Here is a 22,163-nt window from a genome sequence, read left to right on the forward strand (position 1 = left end):
AGGCATCGCAACACCCTTCATGCGATGCCCGTAGCGCGCAAACACTCCAGGAGACCATTGCATGAAAGACACATTGCACAACCTCTTCAGATACAAGGCTTGGGCGAACGACCAGCTATTGACTGCACTTGCCCGGCTCGGCGATAACTCCCCGATCACCACATTGGCCATCAAGGCTTTGAGCCATACGTATGTGGTCGACCGCATATTCGCCGCGCACATCAGACGAGAAGCGCACGCGTACCGGTCGGCCAACCTCAGTGAAATGCCAACGCTTGAAGCGCTGGCTACTGATCTCAGAAAAAGTGATGGGGAATACGTCGACTATGTATCGACGCTCGATCTTGCCCAGCTGGCCGAACGAATCGATTTCGCGTTCACCGACGGTGCACCGGGGCGCATGTCTCGCGAGGAGATGCTCATGCATGTGGTCACGCACGGCACGGGCCATCGTGGACAGATCAGCGCAGTGATGCTGCTCAATTCCGTTCCGCCGGCCAAGGATGGCTTCACGACGTATCTGCACGAGGCGCAGGCATCGACGAGAGGCCGGGTAGCCGCTTGAACGCGGCCCTCAACCCAGCGCGTCGTTCACCTGCTCGCGGAACTCGGTCAGGCTCACTGCCGTACCCAGCTCGCGCGGCAACGCGTCGCGAACCGAGAACACGCCGAGGATCTTCGTCCCCGCCATCAGCGGAAGATGACGAAAGCCCCGTTCAAGCATGAGCACCACGGCGTCAGACACCAGCGTTTCGGGCGGTATGCAGATCGGGTTGGGCGTCATGACTTCGCGCACGGCCGTGCGGTCGGGGTCGAGGCCGCGGGCCAGCACGCGGGTCATCAGGTCGCGTTCGGTCAGGATGCCCAAAAGGATGTCGGGCAGCTCCATCACCAGAACGCTGCCGCAGCTCGCGCGCGTCATCACGCACGCGGCGTCTCGCGCGCTGGCCTGCGGGCCCAGGCTGACAACGTGGGTGCGCGAGATCGACTGAAAAACGGTGCGCTCGGACATGGTGCGCCCTCCATGAGAAGGATGTGAATGGTGCCGCCGCTCGCGGCTCAGCGCAAGGAGGCGTTGAACCGCTCCAGAGCCTGGGCGCCGGGGCATAGCTCGGCGGGTCCCAACGCGTTGAGCGGCCGGTCGCAGGTGTTGAGCGCGGTGTGAAGGTCGGTGGCCAGCGGATCGACATAGAGCAGCCCGGTCACCACCTCCCCCATCTCATGGTGCCGCTGCATGTAGGCCATGGCGGCATGCCTGTCGCCAGGGTCGTAGTAGTCTGGATGCAGGCTGCGCAGGCGCAGCAGCGTGCCGTCGTGCTGGCGCACGTCCATCACTTCGCCCGGCTCGATATCGACGGCAATTTCTTCTCGCCCGCTGATGAAGTCGATGCGGCTCACCGCCTCGTTGTGCTCGCGCACGTAGTCGTAGCTCTTGGTGCTGCCGGGGTGGTTGTTGAAGGCGACGCAGGGACTGATCACGTCGATGAAGGCGGCGCCGCCATGGCTGATCGCGCCCTTGATCAGTGGCACCAATTGCGCTTTGTTACCCGAAAAGCCCCGCCCGACGTAGCTGGCGCCCAGTTGCAGCGCCATGGCAACCAGGTCCACCGGGCTGTCGGTATTGACAACGCCCTTCTTGCTCTTGGAGCCCTGGTCGGCGGTGGCCGAGAACTGGCCCTTGGTCAGGCCGTAGACGCCGTTGTTCTCCACGATGTAGGCCATGCGCACGCCGCGCCGCATGGCGTGGGCGAACTGGCCCAACCCGATGGAGGCCGAATCACCGTCGCCTGAGACGCCCAGGTACAGCAGGTCACGGTTCGCCAGGTTGGCGCCGGTCAGCACACTCGGCATGCGGCCATGCACGGTGTTGAAGCCGTGCGACGCACCCAGAAAATAATCCGGCGTCTTCGAGCTGCAGCCGATGCCCGAGAGCTTGGCCACGCGATGCGGTTCGATGTCCAGCTCCCAGCAGGCCTCGATGATGGCCGCGGAGATCGAATCGTGCCCGCAGCCGGCGCACAGCGTGGAGATCTTCCCCTCGTAATCGCGTCGCGTGTAGCCGACCTTGTTGGTGGCCAGCGTCGGGTGGTGCAGCCGGGGCTTGGCGAGATAGGTCATGCAGGCTCCTTCGGATCGGTGGCGCCGGACGCTTGCGCCTGCAGATGCGTACCGATGGACCGGACGATGAAGCGCGCCGTGATGGGCGTGCCGTCGAAGTGCAGCACCCGAACCAGCCGCGCGGGATCGATGTCCAGCTCGTTGACCAGCAGGCTGCGCATCTGGGCGTCGCGGTTCTGCTCGACCACGAACACCTGCGTGTGCTGCGCCATGAACCGGACCACGCTGTCCGGAAAGGGAAAGGCACGCAGCCGCAGCGCATCGAGGTGGACGCCGCGTTCTTCCAGCGCTTGCAGCGCCTCTTGCATGGCGGGGCTGGTCGAACCGAAATAGATCACGCCCAGTTCGGTCTTTTGGGCGGCGGGGCGCAGCACCGGCTGCGGCACCAGCGTGGCCGCGGTCGCGAACTTTTTCAGCAGCCGCTCCATGTTGTAGATGTAGTCCGGCCCGCGCTCCGAATAGCGCGCGTAGGCGTCGCGCGTCGTGCCGCGGGTGAAGTAGCTGCCCTTGGTCGGGTGCGTGCCAGGCAGCGTGCGCCACGGAATGCCGTCGCCGTCCACGTCCTTGTAACGGCCGAAGTCGCGCCCCGCTTCGAGCTCTTCGGCGCTCATGACCTTGCCGCGGTCGTAGGCCTTGCTGTCGTCCCATGCGAAAGGCGCGCACAGGCGCTGGTTCATGCCGATGTCCAGGTCCGTCATCACGAACACCGGCGTCTGCAGCCGATCGGCCAGGTCCAGCGCCGCCGCCGCATGCTCGAAGCACTCGTGCGGGTCCTCCGGAAACAGGAGCACATGCTTGGTGTCGCCGTGCGAGGCGTAGGCGCAAGACAGGATGTCGGCCTGCTGCGTGCGCGTCGGCATGCCGGTGGAAGGTCCGCCGCGCTGCACATTGATGAGCGTGACGGGAATCTCGGCAAAGTAGGCCAGGCCAATGAACTCGGCCATCAGCGAAATACCCGGGCCGGAGGTCGCGGTGAAGGCCCTCGCCCCGTTCCAACCGGCGCCGACCACCACGCCGATGGAGGCGAGCTCGTCTTCCGCCTGCACGATGGCGAAGCGGTGCTGGCCCGTGGCCGGGTCCACGCGAAACTTTGCGCAGTATTTCTGGAAGGCCTCGGCCACCGACGACGACGGTGTGATCGGATACCAGGCCGCCACCGTCGCGCCGCCATACACGCAGCCCAGCGCCGCGGCGCTGTTGCCGTCAACGAAGATCCGGTCGCCCACCCGGTCGGCGCGCTGCACCCGCAGCCCCAGCGGTTCGCGCAGGTTCTCCCGCGCGAAATCGCAGCCCAGGTGCAGCGCCTGCACGTTGGAGGCCAGCAATTTTTCCTTGCCCTTGTACTGCTCGCCGAACAGGTCTTCGATAACGTGAGGCTCGATGCCGAGCAGGATGGCCAGGGCGCCCACGTAGACGATGTTCTTGAACAGCTGGCGCTGACGCGGGTCCTGGTAGACGGCGTTGCAGATCTCCGTCAAAGGCATGCCGATCACGCGGATGTCGCTGCGAAATTTGGACGGCGGCAGCGGCCGCGTGCTGTCGTAGAAGAGATAGCCGCCAGGCTCCAACTCGGCCACGTCGGCGTCCCAGGTCTGCGGGTTCATGGCCACCATCATGTCGGTACCGCCGCGCCGCCCCAGGTGGCCCTCTTCGGTCACGCGCACCTCGTACCAGGTCGGCAGGCCCTGGATGTTGCTGGGAAAGATGTTGCGCGGACTCACCGGCACGCCCATGCGCAGGATGGCCTTGGCGAACAGCTCGTTGGCCGAGGCCGAGCCCGAGCCGTTGACGTTGGCAAACTTGATGACGAAATCGTTGACCGATTCGATCTGGCGGACAGGGACCAAGCTCGCCACTTCCTTCGCCCCGTCCTGTGCCCTTTCGGGCGGCCGCACGGCACTCATTGAGTCACCCCCTGCCCTGCCGGCGTCATCTTCAGCAGGAACTTCTTCATGTCCCACGCCCCCGTGGGACAGCGCTCGGCGCATAAACCGCAGTGCAGGCAAACGTCCTCGTCCTTCACCATCACGCGGCCGGTCTTGAGCCCGCCGGAAACGTAGAGGTCTTGCGCCAGGTTGAGCGCCGGCGCCTTGAGCCGTGTTCTCAGCTCCGCCTCGTCGCCATTGGCGGTGAAGCTGATGCAGTCCATGGGGCAGATGTCCACGCAGGCATCGCACTCGATGCAGGCGGTCTCGTTGAAGACGGTCTGCACGTCGCAGTTCAGGCAGCGCTCGGCCTCCTTGAAGGCGGTGGCGGCGTCGAAGCCCAGTTCCACCTCCACCCGAATGCTGGCCAGCGCCGCCTCGGCCTTGGCCCACGGCACCTTGTAGCGCAGGTCGTTGGAGGTGTCGTTGTCATAGCTCCACTCGTGGATGCCCATCTTCTGCGACACCAGGTTGGTCATGGGCGCCGGGCGAACGTACACCGGCTCGGCGCGCAGCAGCTTGTCGATCGACACCGCAGCTTCGTGGCCGTGAGCGACGGCTGTGATGATGTTCTTCGGACCAAAAGCCGCGTCGCCGCCGAAGAACACGTTGGGCACGCTCGACTGAAAGGTGTCCTTGTCGAGTGCCGGCAGGCCCCACTTGTCGAAGTCGATGCCGCAGTCCCGCTCGATCCATGGAAAGGCGTTCTCCTGGCCCACCGCCACCAGCACCTCGTCGCATTCGAAGTACGCCTCCGGCTCGCCGGTGGGCACGAGCGTGCGGCGGCCCAGGTCGTCGTACGCAGCCTGCACGATCTCGAAGCGCATCCCCAGCAGCTTGCCCTCGCCGTCATGGACGAAGGCCTTGGGCACGTGGAAGTTGATGATCGGAATGCCTTCGTGCTGGGCGTCTTCCTTCTCCCAGGGTGACGCCTTCATCTCCTCGAAGCCGCTGCGTACGATGACCTTCACGTCGGTGCCACCGAGTCGGCGGGCCGATCGGCAGCAGTCCATCGCCGTGTTGCCGCCGCCCAGCACGATCACGCGCTGGCCGATGCTCGTGACGTGGCCGAACGAAACGGAGTTGAGCCAGTCGATGCCGATGTGGATGCTGGCCGCCGCTTCCTGGCGGCCGGGAAGGTCGAGGTCGCGTCCGCGCGGCGCGCCGCAGCCGACGAAGATCGCATCCCATCCCTCGGCCATCAGCGCCGCCATCGAGCCGATGCGTTCGCCGCCGCGGAATTCGACGCCCAGGTCCAGGATGTAGCCGGTCTCCTCGTCGATCACCGATTCCGGCAAGCGAAAGCGGGGAATCTGCGTGCGGATGAAGCCGCCGGCCTTGGCGTCGCTGTCGAACACCGTCACTTCGTAGCCCAGCGGCGCCAGGTCGCGCGCGACAGTGAGCGAAGCCGGCCCCGCGCCGACGCAGGCGACGCGCTTGCCGTTCTTGGGCGCCAGCTTGGGCATGCGCGCGCGAACGTCGTCCTTCATGTCAGCCGCCACGCGCTTGAGCCGGCAGATTGCCACCGGCTCGGGGTCCTTCGCGTTGCTTTCCTCGACCCGCCCGCGCCGGCAAGCCGGCTCGCAAGGCCGGTCGCACGTGCGCCCCAGGATGCCGGGAAAGACGTTGGAAACCCAATTGATCATGTAGGCGTCGCTGTAGCGGCGCTGCGCGATCATGCGGATGTATTCGGGAACGGGGGTGTGCGCCGGACAGGCGTACTGGCAATCGACGACCTTGTGGAAATAGGCCGGATTCGCAATGTCGGTTCGCTGCAAGGCGTGCCTCCTGACAGTCGCCCTGGACCCCCGAGAGGGGCCGACGAGCGGCGCAGCAAGAGTATGCGCCGCGCCGGCAGCCGCGGCGTCTTGGTGAAATCCCGCAGCAGCCTCGCTATCCGCGCTCGACGCAGCGCTGCCATCCCGCCTGCTCCCGCGCTGACCGGATGTAGCCGACGACCGCGCACTCCACATCGGCCACCAGTTCTTCCGCATCCGGGCACACCTCCTGCACCAGCAGCGCCTGCCCCGCGATGGCATCGACCATCGAAAACGCATTGAACGCGGTACGCAGCGGATCGAGCCCCACCGGCCAGTCGGAAGATGCGATAAAGGCTTCGTGGAACAGGCCGACGAATTCGCGGTAGATCTCCCGGTAGCTGGCGGGCGAAGAAATTCGGCGCTCCAGTGAAAGCAGCGCCCGCCATTCGTCGGCCTCGCCGAGCAGGCCTCGCACGTGGGCCTGCACCATGGCTCGCAGGGCCGCCTCGACCGTGCGGGGGCCCGACGGCTTGGCTGCCGCCGCAAGGATCGCAGCGTGCTTGCGCATCCAGCGTCGTATCGTGACCGCGGCAATCGACTCCTTGCCGGGAAAGTACAGATACAGCGTGCCCAAGCCCACACCCGCAACGCCCGCGATCTCGCGCATCGAGATCTTCTCGTAGCCCCGCTCGACCAGCAGCATGACGAAGGCATCCTGGATCGCGCAACTGGTCATCCATGCGCGCGACTGCACGGGCTTGCGGCGAGGTCTGACGATCGTATTCATGCGGCCGCGATGGGGAGCCCCATTTGGAAAGGGCTCATCTTCGGGGTTCACCGCGACGGGTGCAAGGTGGCCCGATGGCGCCGCGAAAAGCTGAACACCCCTCGCGTCAACGTACCCGATGGCCACGGCCGCGCACTGGGGGCAACCTCCTTTAAAAGCTGAACATGTCCAGCAAGCACTCAACATAAGCTGAGAGCTGTTCCATGGCTCACCACGTTGCGAAGCGAACCCGATGATCAATCCGAACTCTGCTGCACCGATGCCCGCGACGTTGGCCGACATGGTCCACCGTCTCGACCAGGCGCGGGTGACCCAAACGCGTGAGGAAGGCGAGGAGTCCGGAACCGTGCCTGTCAGCCACTACACGGATCCTCAGCATTGGCAGCAGGAGCAGGCGGCGCTGTTCGGCACATGGCCGATCGTTGCGGCCCACAGCTCGGAAATCCCGATCGGATCGGCCCTGCCCTTCGACGCGCTCGGCGTCCCCATCGTCCTGACCCGCGCGGCCGACGGCCGCGTGCGCGCTTTCCTCAACGTGTGCCGGCACCGCGGCATGGCACTGGTTGCCGGCTCCGGCCCCGAGCCGGCCAAGGCCAGGCCCTGCAAGGCGCTGGTCTGTCCCTACCATGCCTGGACCTACGAGCTTGATGGCCGACTGCGCCACCGCCTGCATGCCAAGACCTTCGACGGCTTCGACCCCGCCACGCTGAACCTGGTCGAGCTGCCCTGCGATGAAGCCAGCGGGCTGGTCCTCGTCAAGCGAAGTCCCGGTGCGGCGTTTTCAGCCGAGGCCTTTTTACAAGGACTGGGCGCGCATCTGGACTGGATGGGCCTGGCCGGGATGACCGTATTCCGCAAGATCGACAAGGTCTACGACGCGAACTGGAAGCTGACGGTCGATGCCTTCCTGGAGGGCTATCACATCCGCGTGCTGCACCGCGACACGATCTATCCATTCTTTGCCGACGCGTACACCGTCAACCTCCATGCAGGGCCTCATCAAGACTCGCTGGTGGCGCGGCGAGCGGCGTTCGAGGCCTTCGAGCCGCCGCGGGACCGCGAAGCACTGTGCAAGATCGCCACGCCGACGCAGCTCGTGTTCCCGAACACCTTTCTCATCTGGCACCCCGACTACGTGAGCCTGATCGGCATGTTTTCGCCAGCGCCGGATCAGGTCCGCTGGGTGCACACGATGCTGATTCCGCCGGACCGCACCAGCGACGATTGGACTCCCCACTGGGAAAAGACCTTCCAGCTCATCGAGCAGACCGTCTTCCAGCAAGAGGACATCGCCACCGCGGTGGCGATCCAGCGCGGGCTGTCCAGCGGCGCCAACACGCACTTCCATCTCGGGCGGCTCGAGCACGAGGTGCTGCGCTTTCATCGGAACATCGACGATGCGCTCGGCGGGAGGCTGGGCCACCGCTGACTTAATCTTCCTCCCGCACCCGATACTGCCCCATCAGCGTCTGCTGAACGGACGGCGGCACGGCTTCGTAGTGTGACAACGCCATCGTATAGCGCCCTTGGCCGCTCGTCATCGCATTGAGCCGCGACTGGTAGTTGGACAGTTCGGCTTCGGGCACCTGCCCGCCGACGGTCACGGTTCCGCCCCCGAGGGCCGACGTACCGGTGACCAGGCCGCGCCGCGACGACAAATCGTTCGTGACATCGCCCACCGAATGTTCGGGCACGGCAATCTCGATCTGCACAATCGGCTCGAGCACGACCGGCCGCGCCTCGCGGATGGCGGCCATGAAGGCCTTGCGGCCGGCGGTCGCGAAGGCGATGTCCTTGCTGTCCACACTGTGGTGCTTGCCGTCGTGCACCACCACGCGCACGTCGACGACGGGATAGCCGGCGATCGCGCCGCTCTGCAGCACTTCGCGCACGCCCTTCTCGACGGCCGGAATGAACTGGCCAGGGATCGCCCCGCCCCTGACTTCGTCGGCAAATTCAAAGCCGGCACCGCGCGCCAGCGGCTCGATGCGCAGAAAGACTTCGGCGAACTGGCCGGCCCCGCCGGTCTGTTTCTTGTGGCGGTGATGCCCCGCGGCCGGCGCGCTCACGGTCTCGCGGTAGGCAATGCGAGGCGGTCGGGTCAGGACCTCGAAGCGGTACACCTCGCGCAAGCGCTCGAGCACGATGCGCAAGTGGAGCTCGCCGAGCCCGTAGAGCACCGTCTCGTTGGTCGCGGCCGCATGCTCGATGCGCAGGCACGGGTCCTCGGCCGCGAGCTTGCCGAGAATCTCCCAGGCACGCTGCTCGTCGCCATGGCGCTTGGGCTCCACCGCCAGGCCATGCACCGGCACCGGGAACGCGAGCGGCGCGAGATGGATGTGGTTGTCTTCCGCCGCGTCGTGCAGCACGGCGTCGAAATGGATCTCGTCGATCTTGGCCACCGCCACGATGTCGCCCGGTATCGCACGCGAGACCTCCACATGGTCTTTGCCCTGGAGCATGAACAGGTGCCCCACCTTGAAGGGCTTGCGCCCGTCGCCGACATAAAGAAGGCTGTCGCTGGTGACCGTGCCCTGGTGCACACGGAAGATGCCGAGCTTGCCGACGTAGGGGTCAACGGTGACCTTGAATACGTGCGCCAGCACGTGCAGCGATGGATCGGGCTTGGCTTGCATCGGCTTCGCATCCGCGCCCTCGCCGAGCAGGAACTGCGGCGGATTGCCCTCGGTCGGGTCGGGCAGGAGCTTGACGATGACGTCCAGCAGTTCGGCCACACCGGCACCGCTGCGCGACGAGACGAAGCACACCGGAATCAGGTGGCCTTCACGCAGCGCCTGCTCGAGCGGCGCGTGCAGCTCGGCCGGATCCACGTCGCTCTCCTCGAGGTAGCGGTCGACAAAGGCCGGATCGACCTCGACGACCTGCTCCACCAGCGCACGGTGCGCCGCTTCGACGGGGCCGAAGTCGGACTGTCCGAAGCGGTTGAAGAAGCAGTCCACCACTTGCCTGCCGACCCCATCGGGCAGGTTCAGCGGCAGGCATTCGCGGCCGAAGGTCGCCTGGATGTCGGCCAGCAGACCCTTCAGCGAAACGCCTTGCGAGTCGATCTTGTTGACGATGATCATGCGGGCGAGGTGGCGCGACGCCGCGTACTCCATCATGCGCACTGCCATCGGCTCGATGCCGGTGGCGGCATTGATGACCACCGCCGCTGTTTCGACCGCCTCCAGCGCCGGCAGGCTCTGGCCGAGGAAGTCGGGGCCGCCGGGCGTGTCGATGAAATGGATGCGCGTGCCGGCATGTTTGAGGTGCATCACCGACGCGTTGAGCGAGTGCTGCATTCGGCGCTCGAGCGGGTCGTAGTCGCTGACGGTGCTGCCGCGCTCGACGCTGCCTATCGCCCCGATGGCGCCCGCCTTGTGCAGCAAGGCCTCGGCAAGGGAACTCTTGCCCGCGGCTGCGGGGCCGACGAGCGCCAGCGTTCGCACCGCTTCCATTTCGGCCGTGAGGCCGTTCGATCGGCTTGGCATGGCATGGACTCCTTGGCGTCCGCAAGGCCGGCCCGGCGGCCCGCGTGGGCTCGGGATGCGCGTGGACGTTGGGCCAGCGTACGGGATTGGCCGTGCCGATGCAAGGCTGCGTTCGCCGACCTGGGTTCGGACCGGCGAAGCATGCCCCTGTGGATCGATGCCCAAGGTGTCGTGCTAGGATGTGTACATCCGAATACAGCCTTGGATCTATTGATGTCAACCACCATGACCATTCGACTCGACGACGAGGTCAAGGAGCGGCTCGACCATCTGGCCGATGCGACTCACCGCAGCAAGTCGTTCCTGGCAGCAGAAGCGATCCGAGCCTATGTCGAAACCAATGAATGGCAGATCGGCGAAGTGCGCGCTGCGCTGAAGGAAGCGGACGCCGAAGATTTCGCAAGCGACAAGGAAGTTGCAGCGCTCGCAAGAAAATGGAAGGTGAATGCGGATTAAGTGGCTGCGCACGGCGCTGCGCAACCTGGACGAAGAAGCCATCTATATCGCCACCGACGATGCGGCTGCGGCCAGGCTGGTCGTCGGTCGAATTTTTCAGTCCGTGGCCATGCTTGCACTTCAGCCAGGCCTCGGTCGGCCTGGACGCGTGCCTGGAACGCGCGAATTGATCGTGCCAAAGACCCGCTACATCGTCCCCTATCGCGTGCGAGGCGACGCCGTCGAAATCCTGCGCGTGTTCCACACATCTCGCCGCCTGCCGCAGCGCTGGTAGGCCGGCACAACCGATCGGACGATTTCCCGCCCTAGGCCTTGAACTCGTCCGCCGCGATGCCGAGCTTGCGCAGCTTGTCGTGCAGCGTCTGCCGCGCGATGGCCAGCGCGCTGGCGGTGGCCGGCTGGTCGCCCTGGTGCTTGCGCAGCGTCTCGACGATCACCGCACGTTCGAAGGACTCGACCTGTTGCGGCAATCCCCGCGGCAAGGCGGGCGTGTCTTCGGCGTTGCCGCGCACCTGCGTCAGACGCTCGCCCAAGAGGCCGAGGACGAAGCGGTCGGCCACGTTGCGCAGCTCGCGCACGTTGCCCGGCCAGGCATAGGCCATCAGGTCGGCGACCTGCGCGCTGCTCGGAATCGGCGCGGCGCGTTCGTAGCGCGCGGCCGCCAGGAGCGTGAAATGCTCGAACAGCAAGGGGATGTCCTCGCGCCGTTCGCGCAGCGGCGGCAGCTCGATGAAGGCGACGCCGAGCCGGTAGTACAGGTCGGCCCTGAACTTCTGGCGGTCGCTCATGTCCTTCAGGTCGTCCTTGCTCGCAGCCACCACGCGGCAGTCGAAGGGAATGGCCTTGTTGGAGCCGATGCGCTCGATGGAGCGCTCCTGCAGCGCACGCAGCAGCTTGATCTGCACCGCCATCGGCATGCTTTCGATCTCGTCTAGAAAAAGCGTGCCGCCGTTGGCGTATTCGAATTTGCCCACGCGCACGCGGTTGGCGCTGGTGAAGGCGCCGGCCTCGTGGCCGAACAGCTCGCTCTCGGCCAGCGCCTCGGGCAGGCCGCCGCAGTTGAGCGGTACGAAGTGCTGGCGGCGGCGCTCGCTGTGCTCGTGCAGGCAGCGGGCGACGAGCTCCTTGCCGGTGCCGGTCTCGCCGTAGATCAGTACGTCGGCCGAGGTCCCGGCCAGGGTCATCACGGTGCGGCGCACCTGCTGCATCTGCGCCGAGCGGCCGATCAGCACGGCCTGGATGCCGTGCCAGTTCTCCAGCGCATCGCGCAGCGCGCGCACCTGCAGCGTGAGCTGCCGGCGCTCGATGGCGTGGCGCACGATGGCCACCAGCCGCTCCGAGCTGAAGGGTTTCTCTATGAAGTCGTAGGCGCCCTCGCGCATGGCCTGCACCGCCATGGCGATGTGGCCGTGGCCGGTGACGAGGATCACGGGCAGCTCGGCATCGGCCTTGTGCAGTTCGCCCAGCCATTCGGTGCCGCTCATGCCCGGCAGGCGAACGTCGCAGACCACGATGGCCGGCACGCCGAAGCTGATGTGGGCGCGTGCGCGTTCGGCGCTGGTGAAGGCTTCGACTTCGAAACCGGCCAGGTTCAGCACCTGGATCGTGCTGAGGCGGACGTCTTCGTCGTCCTCGACCAGCAGCACCCGGATGGCAGAGGCTTCGCTCACTTGTTGATCACTCCTGTGGGGGTGGGAATATAGATGGCTTGTACGGCGGCCGGCAGGTCGGCGATGAAGCAGGCGCCGCCCTCCGGCAGGTTGGCAGCGCGCAGCGTGCCGTCCATGGCCCGCACCAATTGTGCCGAGATCACGAGGCCCAGGCCGAGGCCGGCGCCCGCGGGCTTGCTGGTGACGAAGGGTTCGAACAGGCGCGGCAGGATGTCGGGCGGAATGCCCGGCCCGGTGTCGCTCACGCGCAGGATCACGCGGCCGTCCTGCGGCCGTGCTTCCAGGCGCAGGGTGCGCCGCGCGGCGGGTGAGGCCTGCATGGCGTCGATGGCATTGCGCATCAGGTTGACGAGCACGCTGCCCAGCGCGGCTTCCTCGGCCATGATGCTCAATGTGGCGGGCTGCACATCGACCACGATGGCGATGCCGTTCTTCTTTGCGGCCTCGGCAACGATGGCCTGCGCGTCGGCAATGGCCTGCGCCATCGGCACCGGCGCGAGCGGCAGCTCGCTCTTGTGCGCGAAGGTCTTGAGCTGCGAGGTCAGGCGCGCCAAGCGGTCGACCATGCCGCGGATGCGCTGCAGATTGCCGCGCACGTCGTCGAAGCGGCTTTTGTCGAGCAGGATGGCGGCACTTTCGGAGAGGGTGCGCATCGCCGTGAGCGGCTGGTTCAGCTCGTGCACCACGCCGGCCGACATCTGCCCCAGCGCCGCCATCTTGCCGGCATGCACCAGTTCGCCTTGCGCGGCCCGCAGCTGCGAGGTGCGCGCGGCCACGGTCGACTCGAGGGTGTCGTGCGCCGCCTGCAGCGCCGCCTGGTTGGCCAGCTTCTGCCGCACGGCGCGGCGGCGCTGCCACAGCGTGACGGCGAGCAGCAGCACCACCACCATCGCCAAGCTGGCGGTGATCGCGGCGTTGCGCGCGCCTACGCGCACCGGCGCCAGATCGTCGAGCGCCATCAGCTGCCACGGCGCACCGCGCAGCGAGCGCTTCGAGGCGAGCTGGTCCACGCCGTCGAGCGCGATGACCTGCACGTCGCGCGCCAGCGCTTCCTTCAGTGTCCATTGCACCGGCTGCAGGCCGGCCTCGCCGTAAGGGCGCGAGCGCAGCACCTCGGCCCGCTGGGAGGCGTCGAGTGGCAGCATCGGTCGGAACTTCAGGTCTTCGCGCGTGGCCAGGATCACCACGCCGCGCTGGTCGATCAGTGCGACGTTGCCGGGCAGCATGCGCCAGGCGCGCTCGGCCTCCTCGAGGTTGACCTTGACGGCGACCACGCCGCGCACGGGCTGGTCGCGGCGCAGGGCGTACGAGAGGTAATAACCGGGCTTTCGGCTGGTGATGCCGATGCCGTAGAAGCGGCCCTTGCCCTGCCCCAGCGCATCGATCACGTAGGGCCGGAACGACAGGTCCTGGCCGACGGTGGTGCCCGGGCGGTCCCAGTCGGAGGCCGCCAGCGAGGTGCCCGCGGCGTCCAGCACATAGAGCATCTCCGCCCCTGCGGCGGCATTGACGCCGTCGAGATAGCGGTTGACCGCGTCACGCAGCTCCCCGTCCAACGGCGCGCGCAGCAACGCTGGAACGATGGGAGTCATCTCTAGCAGCGCCGGCAAATACTCGAAACGGGCCAGGTCCGCATCGAGCCCCGTCGCGAGCATGTCGAGCCGGTGGTCGGCCGCCTGGCGCAGCCGTGCCAGGCCGTTCTGCATGGCGAAGTGATGGCCCGCGATGGCGGCCAGAGCCACCAGTGCCAGCGCGCCGAGCCAGCGCGGCAGGCCGCGCCATCGTCTGGAGGTGTGAGAAGGCAAGTCGAGGCGCAGGGCCGGCTCCCGTGAAATCATGAAGCCGTTATTGCACAAGGCCGCGAGCGCCGCATCAGTGGCTGCCCGGTGCCGGGTGTCACGGGTGGTATCAGCCAGGCCCAGCGTCTGCTCAGGCATAGCTCAGTTCGCCCGTCTTGCCGCGGAAGACCCGGTAGGAGAACACGGTGTATCCCACGATGGCCGGCACCGAGACGCACACGCCGGCCAGAATCACCTTCAGCGCCGGTGCGCTGCTCGCCGCCTGCCAGATCGTGAGCTGGCCGATCACCACGTAGGGATAGATGCTGTAGGCCAGCCCAAGGAAACCGAGTACGAACACCATGACCAGCAGCACAAAGGGCAGCCAGCACACCGGCCCGCGCACCATGCGCGTGTTCAGCAGGGCACGCACGGCCAGCAGCGCAGCGCCGGTCATGAGCGGAATGGCCGCCAGCGCCAGGATTTCGGGCAGCTTGAACCAGCGCTCGCGCACCTCGGGGCTGATCCAGGGCGTCGCCATCGAGATCAGCAGCATGCCGCCGACCATCGGCGCCCAGGCGGTGCGCGCCCATTGCACCGCCCGCTCCTGCAGCGCACCCTCGGTCTTCATGATGAGCCAGGCCGCGCCCATCAGCACATAGGCCATCGGCAGCGCCACGGCGATGGCGGCGGCGAACACCGGGTAGTTCCAGCCGGTGCCAAAGCCGCTGATGTAGCGCCCCAGCATCCAGCCCTGCGCCACCGAGGCCAGCGTGGAGCCCGCGAAGAAGAGCCGGTCCCAGGTGCGCTTGTGGCTGTCGCGCGCCTTCACGCGGAAGTCGAAGGCCACGCCGCGCAGCGTGAGGCCCACGAGCATCAGCGCCACCGGCAGGTAGAGCTCGCCCAGCACCAGGCCGTGCGCCTTCGGGAATGCGACCAGCAGGATGCCCACGCCCAGCACCAGCCAGGTCTCGTTGGCATCCCAGAACGGGCCGATGGAAGCGACCATCACGTCCTTCTCTGAATCGGTGGCGCGGTGCATGAGCATGCCCACGCCCAGGTCGTAGCCATCGCTGACCACATAGACCAGCATCGACACGCCCATCAGCACCATGAAGATCACCGGCAGCGCGGTGTCGAAATCCGCCATCCCGTTCATTGGTTGACCTCCGCGCTTCGCGCTGCGGTGCTATTCGACTTGGGAGCGGCCCGACGTCTCATGCGTGGCCTCCATCGAGAATCGGCGAGGTGATCGCGCCCGCAGGAGTGGCAGCTTGCTCCGCCGCCTCGGTCGCCAGCACCTCGTCGGGCTTCTCGGCCATGTACTTGAGCACCGCCACATACGCCACGATGAGCGCGAGGTACAGCGCCACGTAGAGCGCCAGCGTAAGCCCGATCATCGCGGCCGGCACCTTCGACACCACGTCGGCCGTGCGCACCAGGCCGTAGACGACGTAGGGCTGGCGGCCGATCTCGGTGACGTACCAGCCTGCCACCGTGGCCACCCAGCCCGAGAAGGTCATGCCCGCGAACAACCACAGCAGCGCGCGCGGCAGCTTCGCCGGCTGCCAGCGCGTGCGGCGATAGAGCCACCAGCCGAGCCAGCTGGTCGCGAGCATCAGCATGCCCATGCCGACCATGATGCGGAACGCGAAGAACATCGGCAGCGGCGGCGGGTGCGCGCCGGGAAAGTCGTTGAGCCCTCGGATCTCGCCGTCGGCCTTGTGCGTGAGGATCAGGCTCGCACCGTTCGGCACCGCGATCTCGAAGCGGTTGCTGCGCGTCTGGGCATCGGGAATGGCGAACAGCAAGAGGGGCGCCCCGCGCTCGGTCTCCCACACGCCTTCCATCGCCGCGATCTTGGCCGGTTGGTGCTCCAGCGTGTTGAGGCCGTGCATGTCGCCCACCACGATCTGCACCGGAATCAGAACCGCCGCCAGCGTGAGACCCACGCGCATCACCCGGGCCGCGCTGCGCTGACCCGCGCCGCGCAGCACCTGCCAGGCCGACAGGCCGGTCAGGAGGAACGCACAGGTCAGGGCCGAGGCGAGCAGCATGTGCGCGAAGCGGTATGGGAACGAGGGGTTGAAGATGACCGCCAGCCAGCTCGCCACGTGGAACTCGCCGTCCACGATCTCATGGCCCGCGGGCGTCTGCATCCACGAGTTGAGCGCCAGAATCCAGAAGGCTGACAGCGTGGTGCCGAAGGCCACCATGAAGGTCGACATGAGATGCACGCGCTCGCCGACCTTGCCGTGGCCGAACAGCATCACGCCCAGAAAGCCCGCCTCCAGGAAGAACGCGGTCAGCACCTCATAGCCCAACAGCGGTCCCGCCACGTTGCCGACGCGCTCCATGAAGCCCGGCCAGTTGGTGCCGAACTGGAAGCTCATGGTGATGCCGCTCACCACGCCCAGCGCGAAGGTCAGCGCAAACACCTTGGTCCAGAAACGGTAGGCGTCGAGCCAGCCCTGCGCCAACACGGCGTCGGTCCCGCCGCGCGTGCGGAGCCACCGCCAGCGGAAGAACAGCAGCAGCCAGCCCAGCGCAATGCTGATCGTGGGAAACAGGATGTGAAAGGTGATGTTGGCCGCGAACTGCATGCGGGCGAGGATCAGGGCGTCCATCGGGTTCCTTTCAGGCCGGCGGCGGTGTGGCGCCGCCGGCCCCGGGTCATCGCTTCGCCGCCCCGCCCTGCTTCAGGGCTTCGGACATGCCGATCAGCACGCCGCTCACCAGCGTTGCGTAGCTGTCGAGCATCGCCTGCGACGCGCGCAGGCTCAGCGCACGGCCGTCGCGCAGGTTCTTGTGCGTGTCTTCCATGAGCTGTTCGAGCGCCGCGGTGGCGCGTGCGCCGGTGCCCGTACCCTTGCCCTGCGCCGCCTGGAACACGGCGCTCCAGGGGCCGTCGGCCGGCGCCGCCTTGCGCACACTGGCAAACAGCGTGTCCTCCATCTTCTCGATGTCGGCCAGCGCCTTCTTGAGCTGCGTTTCGCGCAGGCTCACGCCCTGGTCGACCAGCTGCTGCAGCGCACGCTGGTTGGCCACCACTGCCTGCTCGAGCGCGCCGTCCATGCCCGCGAACGCCTTGGCCAGCAGCGCCTGCACGTCGGGCGCGGGCAGCTTGCTCCCCTCCGCCCCGGCCGAGGCCGCCTTGGTGACTGTGCCCAATACCTGCCGGATATTGGAAAGCGTGAGCTCGCGGCCCTGCAGCGCCTTGAGCGTGGCCTCGTGCACGGCCTTGCGGATCGCTTCGCCCTGTTTGGCCGAGGCGTCGGTGAACTTGTTGATCAGTGCGACCTGATCGATGCCGTTTTTGAGGATCATGGCCGTTCGTTCATTGCATGTGCTGGCCGCCGTTGATGGCGATGTTGGCGCCCGTCACGAAGGCCGCCTCTTCCGAGGCCAGGTAGATGATCAGGCCGGCCACTTCCTCGGGCTTGCCGAGGCGGCCGACGGGAATGTGCGGCAGGATCTTGCTGTCGAGCACTTCCTTCGGGATGGCCGTGACCATCTTCGTGCCGATGTAGCCGGGCGAAATGGTGTTGACCGTCACGCCCTTCTTCGCGACCTCGAGCGCCAGCGCCTTGGTGAAGCCGTGCACGCCGGCCTTGGCGGCCGAGTAGTTGGTCTGGCCGAACGCGCCCTTGGAGCCGTTCACCGACGACACGTTGATGATGCGGCCCCAGCCCCGGTCCACCATCCCGTCCGCCACCTGCTTGCTCATGTTGAACAGGCTGTCGAGGTTGGTGCGCAGCACGGCGTTCCAATTGATCTGGTCCATCTTCTTGAAAGTCATGTCGCGCGTGATGCCGGCGTTGTTGACCAGCACGTCGACCGGGCCGAGGGCCGCCTGCACCTGGCTCACTGCCTGCGCGCAGGAGTCGTAGTCGGCCACGTCGCAGGGCACGGCCAGGATCTGGTAGCCGCGCTCGGCCATCTGCGCCACCCATTCGGCATGCGACTTGTTGCCCGGCGAATAGGTCACGGCGAGCTTGTAGCCCGCATCGACCATCTTGGTGGAGATCGTCTCGCCCAAACCGCCCATGCCGCCGGTGACGAGGACCACTTGTTGCTTCTTCTCGCTCATTTGATTGCTCCTAGGTGCGTTGTGTGTGACAGGAAAGAAATTCGTTCAGGCGCGTCAAGCGCGTTCAACAGCCAGCGCCACGCCCATGCCGCCGCCGATGCACAGCGACGCAAGGCCCTTGTTGGCGCCGCGGCGGCGCATCTCGTGCAGCAGCGTCACCAGCACGCGGCAGCCCGAGGCGCCGATGGGATGGCCGATGGCAATGGCGCCGCCGTTCACGTTGATGCGGCTGGTGTCCCATTCCATTTCGCGGTTCACGGCGCAGGCCTGCGCCGCGAAGGCTTCGTTGATTTCCATCAGGTCCAGGTCCTGCGCCTTCCAGCCGGCTTTCTTCAATGCCAGCTGCGACGCGGGCACCGGGCCCATGCCCATGAGCGACGGGTCGAGGCCCGCGCTCGCATAGGCGCGGATCACCGCCAGCGGCTGCAGGCCGAGGGCTGCCGCGCGCGAGGCCGACATCACCAGCACCGCGGCCGCGCCGTCGTTCAGGCCCGAGGCGTTGCCGGCCGTCACCGAGCCAGCCTTGTCGAAGGCCGGACGCAACCCCGCGAGCGCATCGGCATTGGTCTTGCGGTTCACGAACTCGTCGGCCGAGAAGACGATGGGGTCGCCCTTCTTCTGGGCGATGCTGAACGGAAGAATTTCGTCGTTGAAGCGCCCCGCGTCCTGCGCGGCCGCGGCCTTCTGCTGCGAGGCCAGCGCCAGCGCGTCCTGCATCTCGCGCGTGATGCCGTATTTCTTTGCCACGTTCTCGGCCGTGGTGCCCATGTGGTACTGGTTGTAGACGTCCCACAGGCCGTCCACGATCATGGTGTCGACCAGCTTCCAGTCGCCCATGCGCTGGCCGTTGCGCGAGTTGGGCAGCACGTGCGGCGCGGCGCTCATGTTCTCCTGCCCGCCGGCCACCACGATCTCGGCGTCGCCGCACTTCACGGCCTGTGCCGCCAGCATCACGGCCTTGAGGCCCGAGCCGCAGACCTTGTTGATGGTAAGGCCCGGCACCCCGATGGGCAGGCCCGCCTTGATGACTGTCTGGCGTGCCGGGTTCTGCCCCGCGCCGGCTGCGAGCACCTGGCCCATGATCACCTCGGACACCGCATCGCCCGGAACCCCGGCCTTCTCGAGCAGTCCTTTCACCACGTGCGCGCCCAGTTCCGGCGCCGCCGTGCCGGCAAGCGCGCCGCCGAACTTGCCGACCGCCGTGCGTTGCGCGGCCACGATCACGATATCGTCTGACATGAGAGTCTCCTTTGGGGGTTGATGCGAAGGGGTTGGAAAGAGGGTCGAGTCATGGCCACGACTGCTCAATGCAGCTTGACGTGGGGTTCGGTGCGCCGCGTGATGAGGCGCGCCAGCGTGTCGAGCGAGACCTTGACGACGCCGTGCAACGCCAGCTCATGCATCTTGTAGAGCGAGACGTACATGAGGCGCGCGACGCGGCCTTCGATCATCAGGCTGCCGCCGGCGGGACCACCCATCATGTTGCCGACGGTGCTGAACTCGCCGAGCGACACCAGCGAGCCGAAGTCGCGGTAGCGATAGGGCTTGAGCGCCTTTCCGCCCAAGCGCCGGCGGATCTGCGCCGCGACGTGAGAAGCTTGCTGGTGCGCCGCCTGCGCGCGCGGCGGCACCAGCCCGCCTTTGCCGTCGTTGGCCCCGGGCCAGTCGCAGGCCGCGCAGTCGCCAATGGCGAAGACATCGGCATCGCGCGTGGTCTGCAAGGTCGGCAGCACCGCGAGCTGGTTGCTGCGGTTGGTTTCGAGCCCTGCGATGTCCTTCATGAAATCGGCCGCCTTCACGCCGGCGGCCCACACCACCAGCTCGGCCGGCAGCACGCGGCCGTCGGCCAGGCGAACGCCCTCGGGCAGCACCTCGGCCACCTTGGCGGAGGTGTGCACGTCCACGCCCAACTTGCGCAGCAACGCCTCGGTGGCGGCCGACATGCGCGCGGGCAGCGCCGGCAGCACGCGGTCGGCCGCCTCGATCACGCTGACCTGGATGTCCTTCTCGGCGTCGACGCGATCCAGCCCGTAGGCGACCACTTCGCGCGTGGTGCGGTGCAGCTCGGCCGCCAGCTCCACGCCAGTGGCGCCCGCGCCGATGATGGCCACGTGCAGCTGCTCGGGGCGCAGCGGCGTGATCTGCGCATGGGCACGGATGCAGGCGTTGACCATGCGCTGGTGAAAGCGCTGTGCGTCCGCCTTCGATTCGAGCCGCAGCGCATGCTCGCGCACGCCGGGTGTGCCGAAATCGTTGCTGAGGCTGCCGATGGCAATCACGAGCGTGTCGTAGCCGAAGGCGCGTGCCGGCGTGACCAGCCGGCCCTCGTCGTCCATGTAGGGCGCCACCTGCACCTCACGCCGCTCGCGGTCGATGCCGGTGAGCTCGCCGAGCCGGAACCGGAAGCGGTGCCAGTGCGCCTGCGCGAGGTAGTCCACTTCGTGCGCGCTCAAGTCCATGCTGCCCGCGGCGATTTCGTGCAGCTTGGGCTTCCAGACGTGGGTGCGGTTCTTGTCGATCAGCGTGATGTCCGCCACGCCGCGCTTGCCCAGCGTGTCACCCAGGCGCGTGGCCAGCTCCAGGCCGCCGGCCCCGCCACCCACGATGACGACTCGGTGCTTCTGCACGGCGCTGTTCATGGTTGGCTGCTCCGTGCAGGCATGCAATGTTTCAGCGGGCCGGGGCCACGGGCATGTGGGTCTCGACCTTGTCCAGCACCGCCTCGGGCGCGTCGGCTTCGGCCGACGTCTCGTTGTCCAGGATGCGCTTCATGCGGACGGTGTCCAGATCGTTGGTCCACTTGGCGACCACAACCGTGGCAACCCCGTTGCCGATCAGGTTGGTCAGCGCGCGCGCTTCCGACATGAAGCGGTCGATGCCGAGGATGAGCGCCAGGCCTGCCACCGGCACGTGCCCCACGGCCGAAAGCGTGGCCGCCAGCACGATGAAGCCGCTGCCCGTGACGCCCGCCGCGCCTTTCGAGGTGAGCAACAGCACCGCCAGGAGCGTCAGCTGCTGGGTGAGCGTCATGTCGGTGTTGGTCGCCTGCGCGATGAACACCGCCGCCATCGTCAGGTAGATCGAGGTGCCGTCGAGGTTGAACGAATAGCCCGTGGGCACCACCAGGCCGACCACCGACTTCTTCGCGCCCAGGTTCTCCAGCTTGGCCATCATGCGCGGCAGCACCGATTCGCTCGAAGACGTGCCCAGCACGATCAGCAGTTCTTCCTTGATGTACTTGATGAACTTCCAGATGCTGAAGCCGTGGAAGCGCGCAATGAGCCCGAGCACCACGAAGATGAAGAACAGGCAGGTGGCGTAGAAGGTGGCCATCAACTGGCCGAGCTGCAGCAGCGAACTCACGCCGTACTTGCCGATGGTGAAGGCCATCGCGCCGAAGGCGCCGATGGGCGCGACCTTCATGATGTAGCCCACGATCACGAAGAGCACGTGCGAGCCCTTTTCGATCACGTCGAACACCAGCGTGCCGCGCCCGCCGAACTTGTGCAGCGCAAAGCCGAACATCACGGCGATCAGCAGCACCTGCAGAATCTCGCCCTTGGCGAAGGCGTCGACCACCGTGCTCGGGATCACGTTGAGCAGGAAGTCGGTGGTGCTCTGCATCTTGCCCGGGCCGGTGTAGGCCGCGATGCTCTTGGCGTCCAACTGGCTCACGTCGACGTTCATGCCGGCGCCGGGCCGCACGATGTTGATGATCACGAGGCCCACCACCAGCGCGATGCTGCTCACGATCTCGAAGTACAAGAGCGCCAGGCCGCCGGTCTTGCCGACCTTCTTCATGTCTTCCATGCCCGCAATGCCGACCACCACCGTGCAGAAGATGATCGGCGCGATGATCATCTTGATCAGCTTGATGAAGCCGTCGCCGAGCGGCTTCATCGATGCGCCGGTATCCGGATAGAAATGCCCCAGCAGCACCCCGAGCACGATGGCCGTGATGACCTGGAAGTAGAGGGACTTGTAAAAGGGCTTGGGTGCGACGGATGGTTGGTCCACGGGGATCTCCTAGAAAATTTCAGACAGCGAGCGGCATGCGACTGCCGGGGCTTGTGCGGTTCATGGCTGCG

19 protein-coding genes are annotated in these 22,163 nt (G+C 66.7%); 4 read left to right on the top strand and 15 right to left on the bottom strand.

Annotated elements, in window-relative coordinates; translation table 11 throughout:
• The first annotated feature begins 61 nt into the window (after nt 1-61).
• Complete coding sequence (locus tag J2X92_RS02660) at nt 62-565, top strand: DinB family protein (protein ID WP_307573151.1); 504 nt, start codon at nt 62-64, stop codon at nt 563-565.
• 9 nt (nt 566-574) lie between these two features.
• On the opposite strand, the gene J2X92_RS02665 is transcribed toward J2X92_RS02660, so the two are convergent.
• From J2X92_RS02665 to J2X92_RS02685, 5 genes are all read right to left on the bottom strand, one after another.
• The gene (locus tag J2X92_RS02665; protein ID WP_307573153.1) at nt 575-1,012 is read right to left on the bottom strand and encodes a CBS domain-containing protein; all 438 of its coding nucleotides are present in this window, start codon (nt 1,010-1,012) and stop codon (nt 575-577) included.
• Between the two features lie 47 nt (nt 1,013-1,059).
• Nucleotides 1,060-2,118, bottom strand: coding sequence for a 2-oxoacid:ferredoxin oxidoreductase subunit beta (locus tag J2X92_RS02670; protein ID WP_307573154.1), 1,059 nt, complete (start codon nt 2,116-2,118; stop codon nt 1,060-1,062).
• Nucleotides 2,115-4,022, bottom strand: a complete 1,908-nt coding sequence (locus tag J2X92_RS02675) for a 2-oxoacid:acceptor oxidoreductase subunit alpha (RefSeq protein ID WP_307573156.1) — start codon at nt 4,020-4,022, stop codon at nt 2,115-2,117. Before J2X92_RS02675 ends, J2X92_RS02670 begins: the two co-directional genes overlap by 4 nt.
• Nucleotides 4,019-5,821 carry an FAD-dependent oxidoreductase gene (locus tag J2X92_RS02680; protein ID WP_307573157.1) on the bottom strand — a complete coding sequence of 601 codons (1,803 nt, stop codon included), beginning with the start codon at nt 5,819-5,821 and terminating at the stop codon, nt 4,019-4,021. Before J2X92_RS02680 ends, J2X92_RS02675 begins: the two co-directional genes overlap by 4 nt.
• 115 nt (nt 5,822-5,936) lie before the next feature.
• The gene (locus J2X92_RS02685; protein ID WP_307573158.1) at nt 5,937-6,590 is read right to left on the bottom strand and encodes a TetR/AcrR family transcriptional regulator; all 654 of its coding nucleotides are present in this window, start codon (nt 6,588-6,590) and stop codon (nt 5,937-5,939) included.
• Nucleotides 6,591-6,822: 232 nt separating this feature from the next.
• Between J2X92_RS02685 and J2X92_RS02690 the strand changes: the two genes are divergently transcribed.
• Nucleotides 6,823-8,019 (top strand): aromatic ring-hydroxylating oxygenase subunit alpha, encoded by a 1,197-nt coding sequence (locus J2X92_RS02690; RefSeq protein ID WP_307573160.1) that lies wholly within the window; start codon nt 6,823-6,825, stop codon nt 8,017-8,019.
• Between the two features lies 1 nt (nt 8,020).
• On the opposite strand, the gene fusA is transcribed toward J2X92_RS02690, so the two are convergent.
• Entirely contained in the window at nt 8,021-10,081 is a 2,061-nt protein-coding gene (gene fusA, locus J2X92_RS02695; protein WP_307573161.1) for an elongation factor G, read from the bottom strand.
• 225 nt (nt 10,082-10,306) lie between these two features.
• On the opposite strand from fusA, the gene J2X92_RS02700 reads away from it, so the two are divergent.
• Nucleotides 10,307-10,537 (top strand): CopG family ribbon-helix-helix protein, encoded by a 231-nt coding sequence (locus J2X92_RS02700; protein ID WP_307573162.1) that lies wholly within the window; start codon nt 10,307-10,309, stop codon nt 10,535-10,537.
• Nucleotides 10,527-10,811, top strand: a complete 285-nt coding sequence (locus tag J2X92_RS02705) for a type II toxin-antitoxin system RelE/ParE family toxin (RefSeq protein ID WP_307573164.1) — start codon at nt 10,527-10,529, stop codon at nt 10,809-10,811. Before J2X92_RS02700 ends, J2X92_RS02705 begins: the two co-directional genes overlap by 11 nt.
• A gap of 31 nt (nt 10,812-10,842) precedes the next feature.
• On the opposite strand, the gene J2X92_RS02710 is transcribed toward J2X92_RS02705, so the two are convergent.
• The 9 genes from J2X92_RS02710 to J2X92_RS02750 all read right to left on the bottom strand — a co-directional run bounded on the left by J2X92_RS02710 (nt 10,843) and on the right by J2X92_RS02750 (nt 22,092).
• Nucleotides 10,843-12,207, bottom strand: a complete 1,365-nt coding sequence (locus J2X92_RS02710; protein ID WP_307573166.1) for a sigma-54-dependent transcriptional regulator — start codon at nt 12,205-12,207, stop codon at nt 10,843-10,845.
• Nucleotides 12,204-14,045 carry a sensor histidine kinase gene (locus J2X92_RS02715; protein ID WP_307573841.1) on the bottom strand — a complete coding sequence of 614 codons (1,842 nt, stop codon included), beginning with the start codon at nt 14,043-14,045 and terminating at the stop codon, nt 12,204-12,206. Before J2X92_RS02715 ends, J2X92_RS02710 begins: the two co-directional genes overlap by 4 nt.
• A 91-nt stretch (nt 14,046-14,136) precedes the next feature.
• On the bottom strand, nt 14,137-15,144 hold the full coding sequence (locus tag J2X92_RS02720; protein ID WP_307573168.1) for a cytochrome d ubiquinol oxidase subunit II: 1,008 nt from the start codon (nt 15,142-15,144) through the stop codon (nt 14,137-14,139).
• A gap of 58 nt (nt 15,145-15,202) precedes the next feature.
• Entirely contained in the window at nt 15,203-16,612 is a 1,410-nt protein-coding gene (locus J2X92_RS02725; protein ID WP_307573170.1) for a cytochrome ubiquinol oxidase subunit I, read from the bottom strand.
• 46 nt (nt 16,613-16,658) lie between these two features.
• A complete protein-coding gene (locus tag J2X92_RS02730) occupies nt 16,659-17,312 on the bottom strand; it encodes a DUF6781 family protein (protein WP_055795906.1) in 654 nt (217 codons plus the stop codon).
• Between the two features lie 10 nt (nt 17,313-17,322).
• Nucleotides 17,323-18,075 carry an acetoacetyl-CoA reductase gene (phbB, locus tag J2X92_RS02735; protein WP_055795341.1) on the bottom strand — a complete coding sequence of 251 codons (753 nt, stop codon included), beginning with the start codon at nt 18,073-18,075 and terminating at the stop codon, nt 17,323-17,325.
• Nucleotides 18,076-18,129: 54 nt separating this feature from the next.
• Nucleotides 18,130-19,314, bottom strand: a complete 1,185-nt coding sequence (locus J2X92_RS02740; RefSeq protein WP_307573172.1) for an acetyl-CoA C-acetyltransferase — start codon at nt 19,312-19,314, stop codon at nt 18,130-18,132.
• 65 nt (nt 19,315-19,379) lie between these two features.
• Complete coding sequence (locus tag J2X92_RS02745; RefSeq protein ID WP_307573173.1) at nt 19,380-20,714, bottom strand: NAD(P)/FAD-dependent oxidoreductase; 1,335 nt, start codon at nt 20,712-20,714, stop codon at nt 19,380-19,382.
• 31 nt (nt 20,715-20,745) lie between these two features.
• The gene (locus J2X92_RS02750) at nt 20,746-22,092 is read right to left on the bottom strand and encodes a dicarboxylate/amino acid:cation symporter (protein ID WP_307573174.1); all 1,347 of its coding nucleotides are present in this window, start codon (nt 22,090-22,092) and stop codon (nt 20,746-20,748) included.
• Nucleotides 22,093-22,163: the final 71 nt, after the last annotated feature.

It is taken from the genome of Variovorax paradoxus (assembly GCF_030811855.1).
GTDB lineage: Bacteria > Pseudomonadota > Gammaproteobacteria > Burkholderiales > Burkholderiaceae_C > Variovorax > Variovorax paradoxus_L.

Coding starts and splice junctions, on each gene's coding strand:
- J2X92_RS02745 (WP_307573173.1), bottom strand. CDS start 20,714: ATGAACAGCGCCGTGCAGAAGCACCGAGTCGTCATCGTGGGTGGCGGG.
- J2X92_RS02670 (WP_307573154.1), bottom strand. CDS start 2,118: ATGACCTATCTCGCCAAGCCCCGGCTGCACCACCCGACGCTGGCCACC.
- phbB (WP_055795341.1), bottom strand. CDS start 18,075: ATGAGCGAGAAGAAGCAACAAGTGGTCCTCGTCACCGGCGGCATGGGC.
- J2X92_RS02725 (WP_307573170.1), bottom strand. CDS start 16,612: ATGGACGCCCTGATCCTCGCCCGCATGCAGTTCGCGGCCAACATCACC.
- J2X92_RS02690 (WP_307573160.1), top strand. CDS start 6,823: ATGATCAATCCGAACTCTGCTGCACCGATGCCCGCGACGTTGGCCGAC.
- J2X92_RS02730 (WP_055795906.1), bottom strand. CDS start 17,312: ATGATCCTCAAAAACGGCATCGATCAGGTCGCACTGATCAACAAGTTC.
- J2X92_RS02665 (WP_307573153.1), bottom strand. CDS start 1,012: ATGTCCGAGCGCACCGTTTTTCAGTCGATCTCGCGCACCCACGTTGTC.
- fusA (WP_307573161.1), bottom strand. CDS start 10,081: ATGCCAAGCCGATCGAACGGCCTCACGGCCGAAATGGAAGCGGTGCGA.
- J2X92_RS02660 (WP_307573151.1), top strand. CDS start 62: ATGAAAGACACATTGCACAACCTCTTCAGATACAAGGCTTGGGCGAAC.
- J2X92_RS02740 (WP_307573172.1), bottom strand. CDS start 19,314: ATGTCAGACGATATCGTGATCGTGGCCGCGCAACGCACGGCGGTCGGC.
- J2X92_RS02715 (WP_307573841.1), bottom strand. CDS start 14,045: ATGATTTCACGGGAGCCGGCCCTGCGCCTCGACTTGCCTTCTCACACC.
- J2X92_RS02685 (WP_307573158.1), bottom strand. CDS start 6,590: ATGAATACGATCGTCAGACCTCGCCGCAAGCCCGTGCAGTCGCGCGCA.
- J2X92_RS02720 (WP_307573168.1), bottom strand. CDS start 15,144: ATGAACGGGATGGCGGATTTCGACACCGCGCTGCCGGTGATCTTCATG.
- J2X92_RS02700 (WP_307573162.1), top strand. CDS start 10,307: ATGACCATTCGACTCGACGACGAGGTCAAGGAGCGGCTCGACCATCTG.
- J2X92_RS02675 (WP_307573156.1), bottom strand. CDS start 4,022: ATGAGTGCCGTGCGGCCGCCCGAAAGGGCACAGGACGGGGCGAAGGAA.
- J2X92_RS02705 (WP_307573164.1), top strand. CDS start 10,527: ATGCGGATTAAGTGGCTGCGCACGGCGCTGCGCAACCTGGACGAAGAA.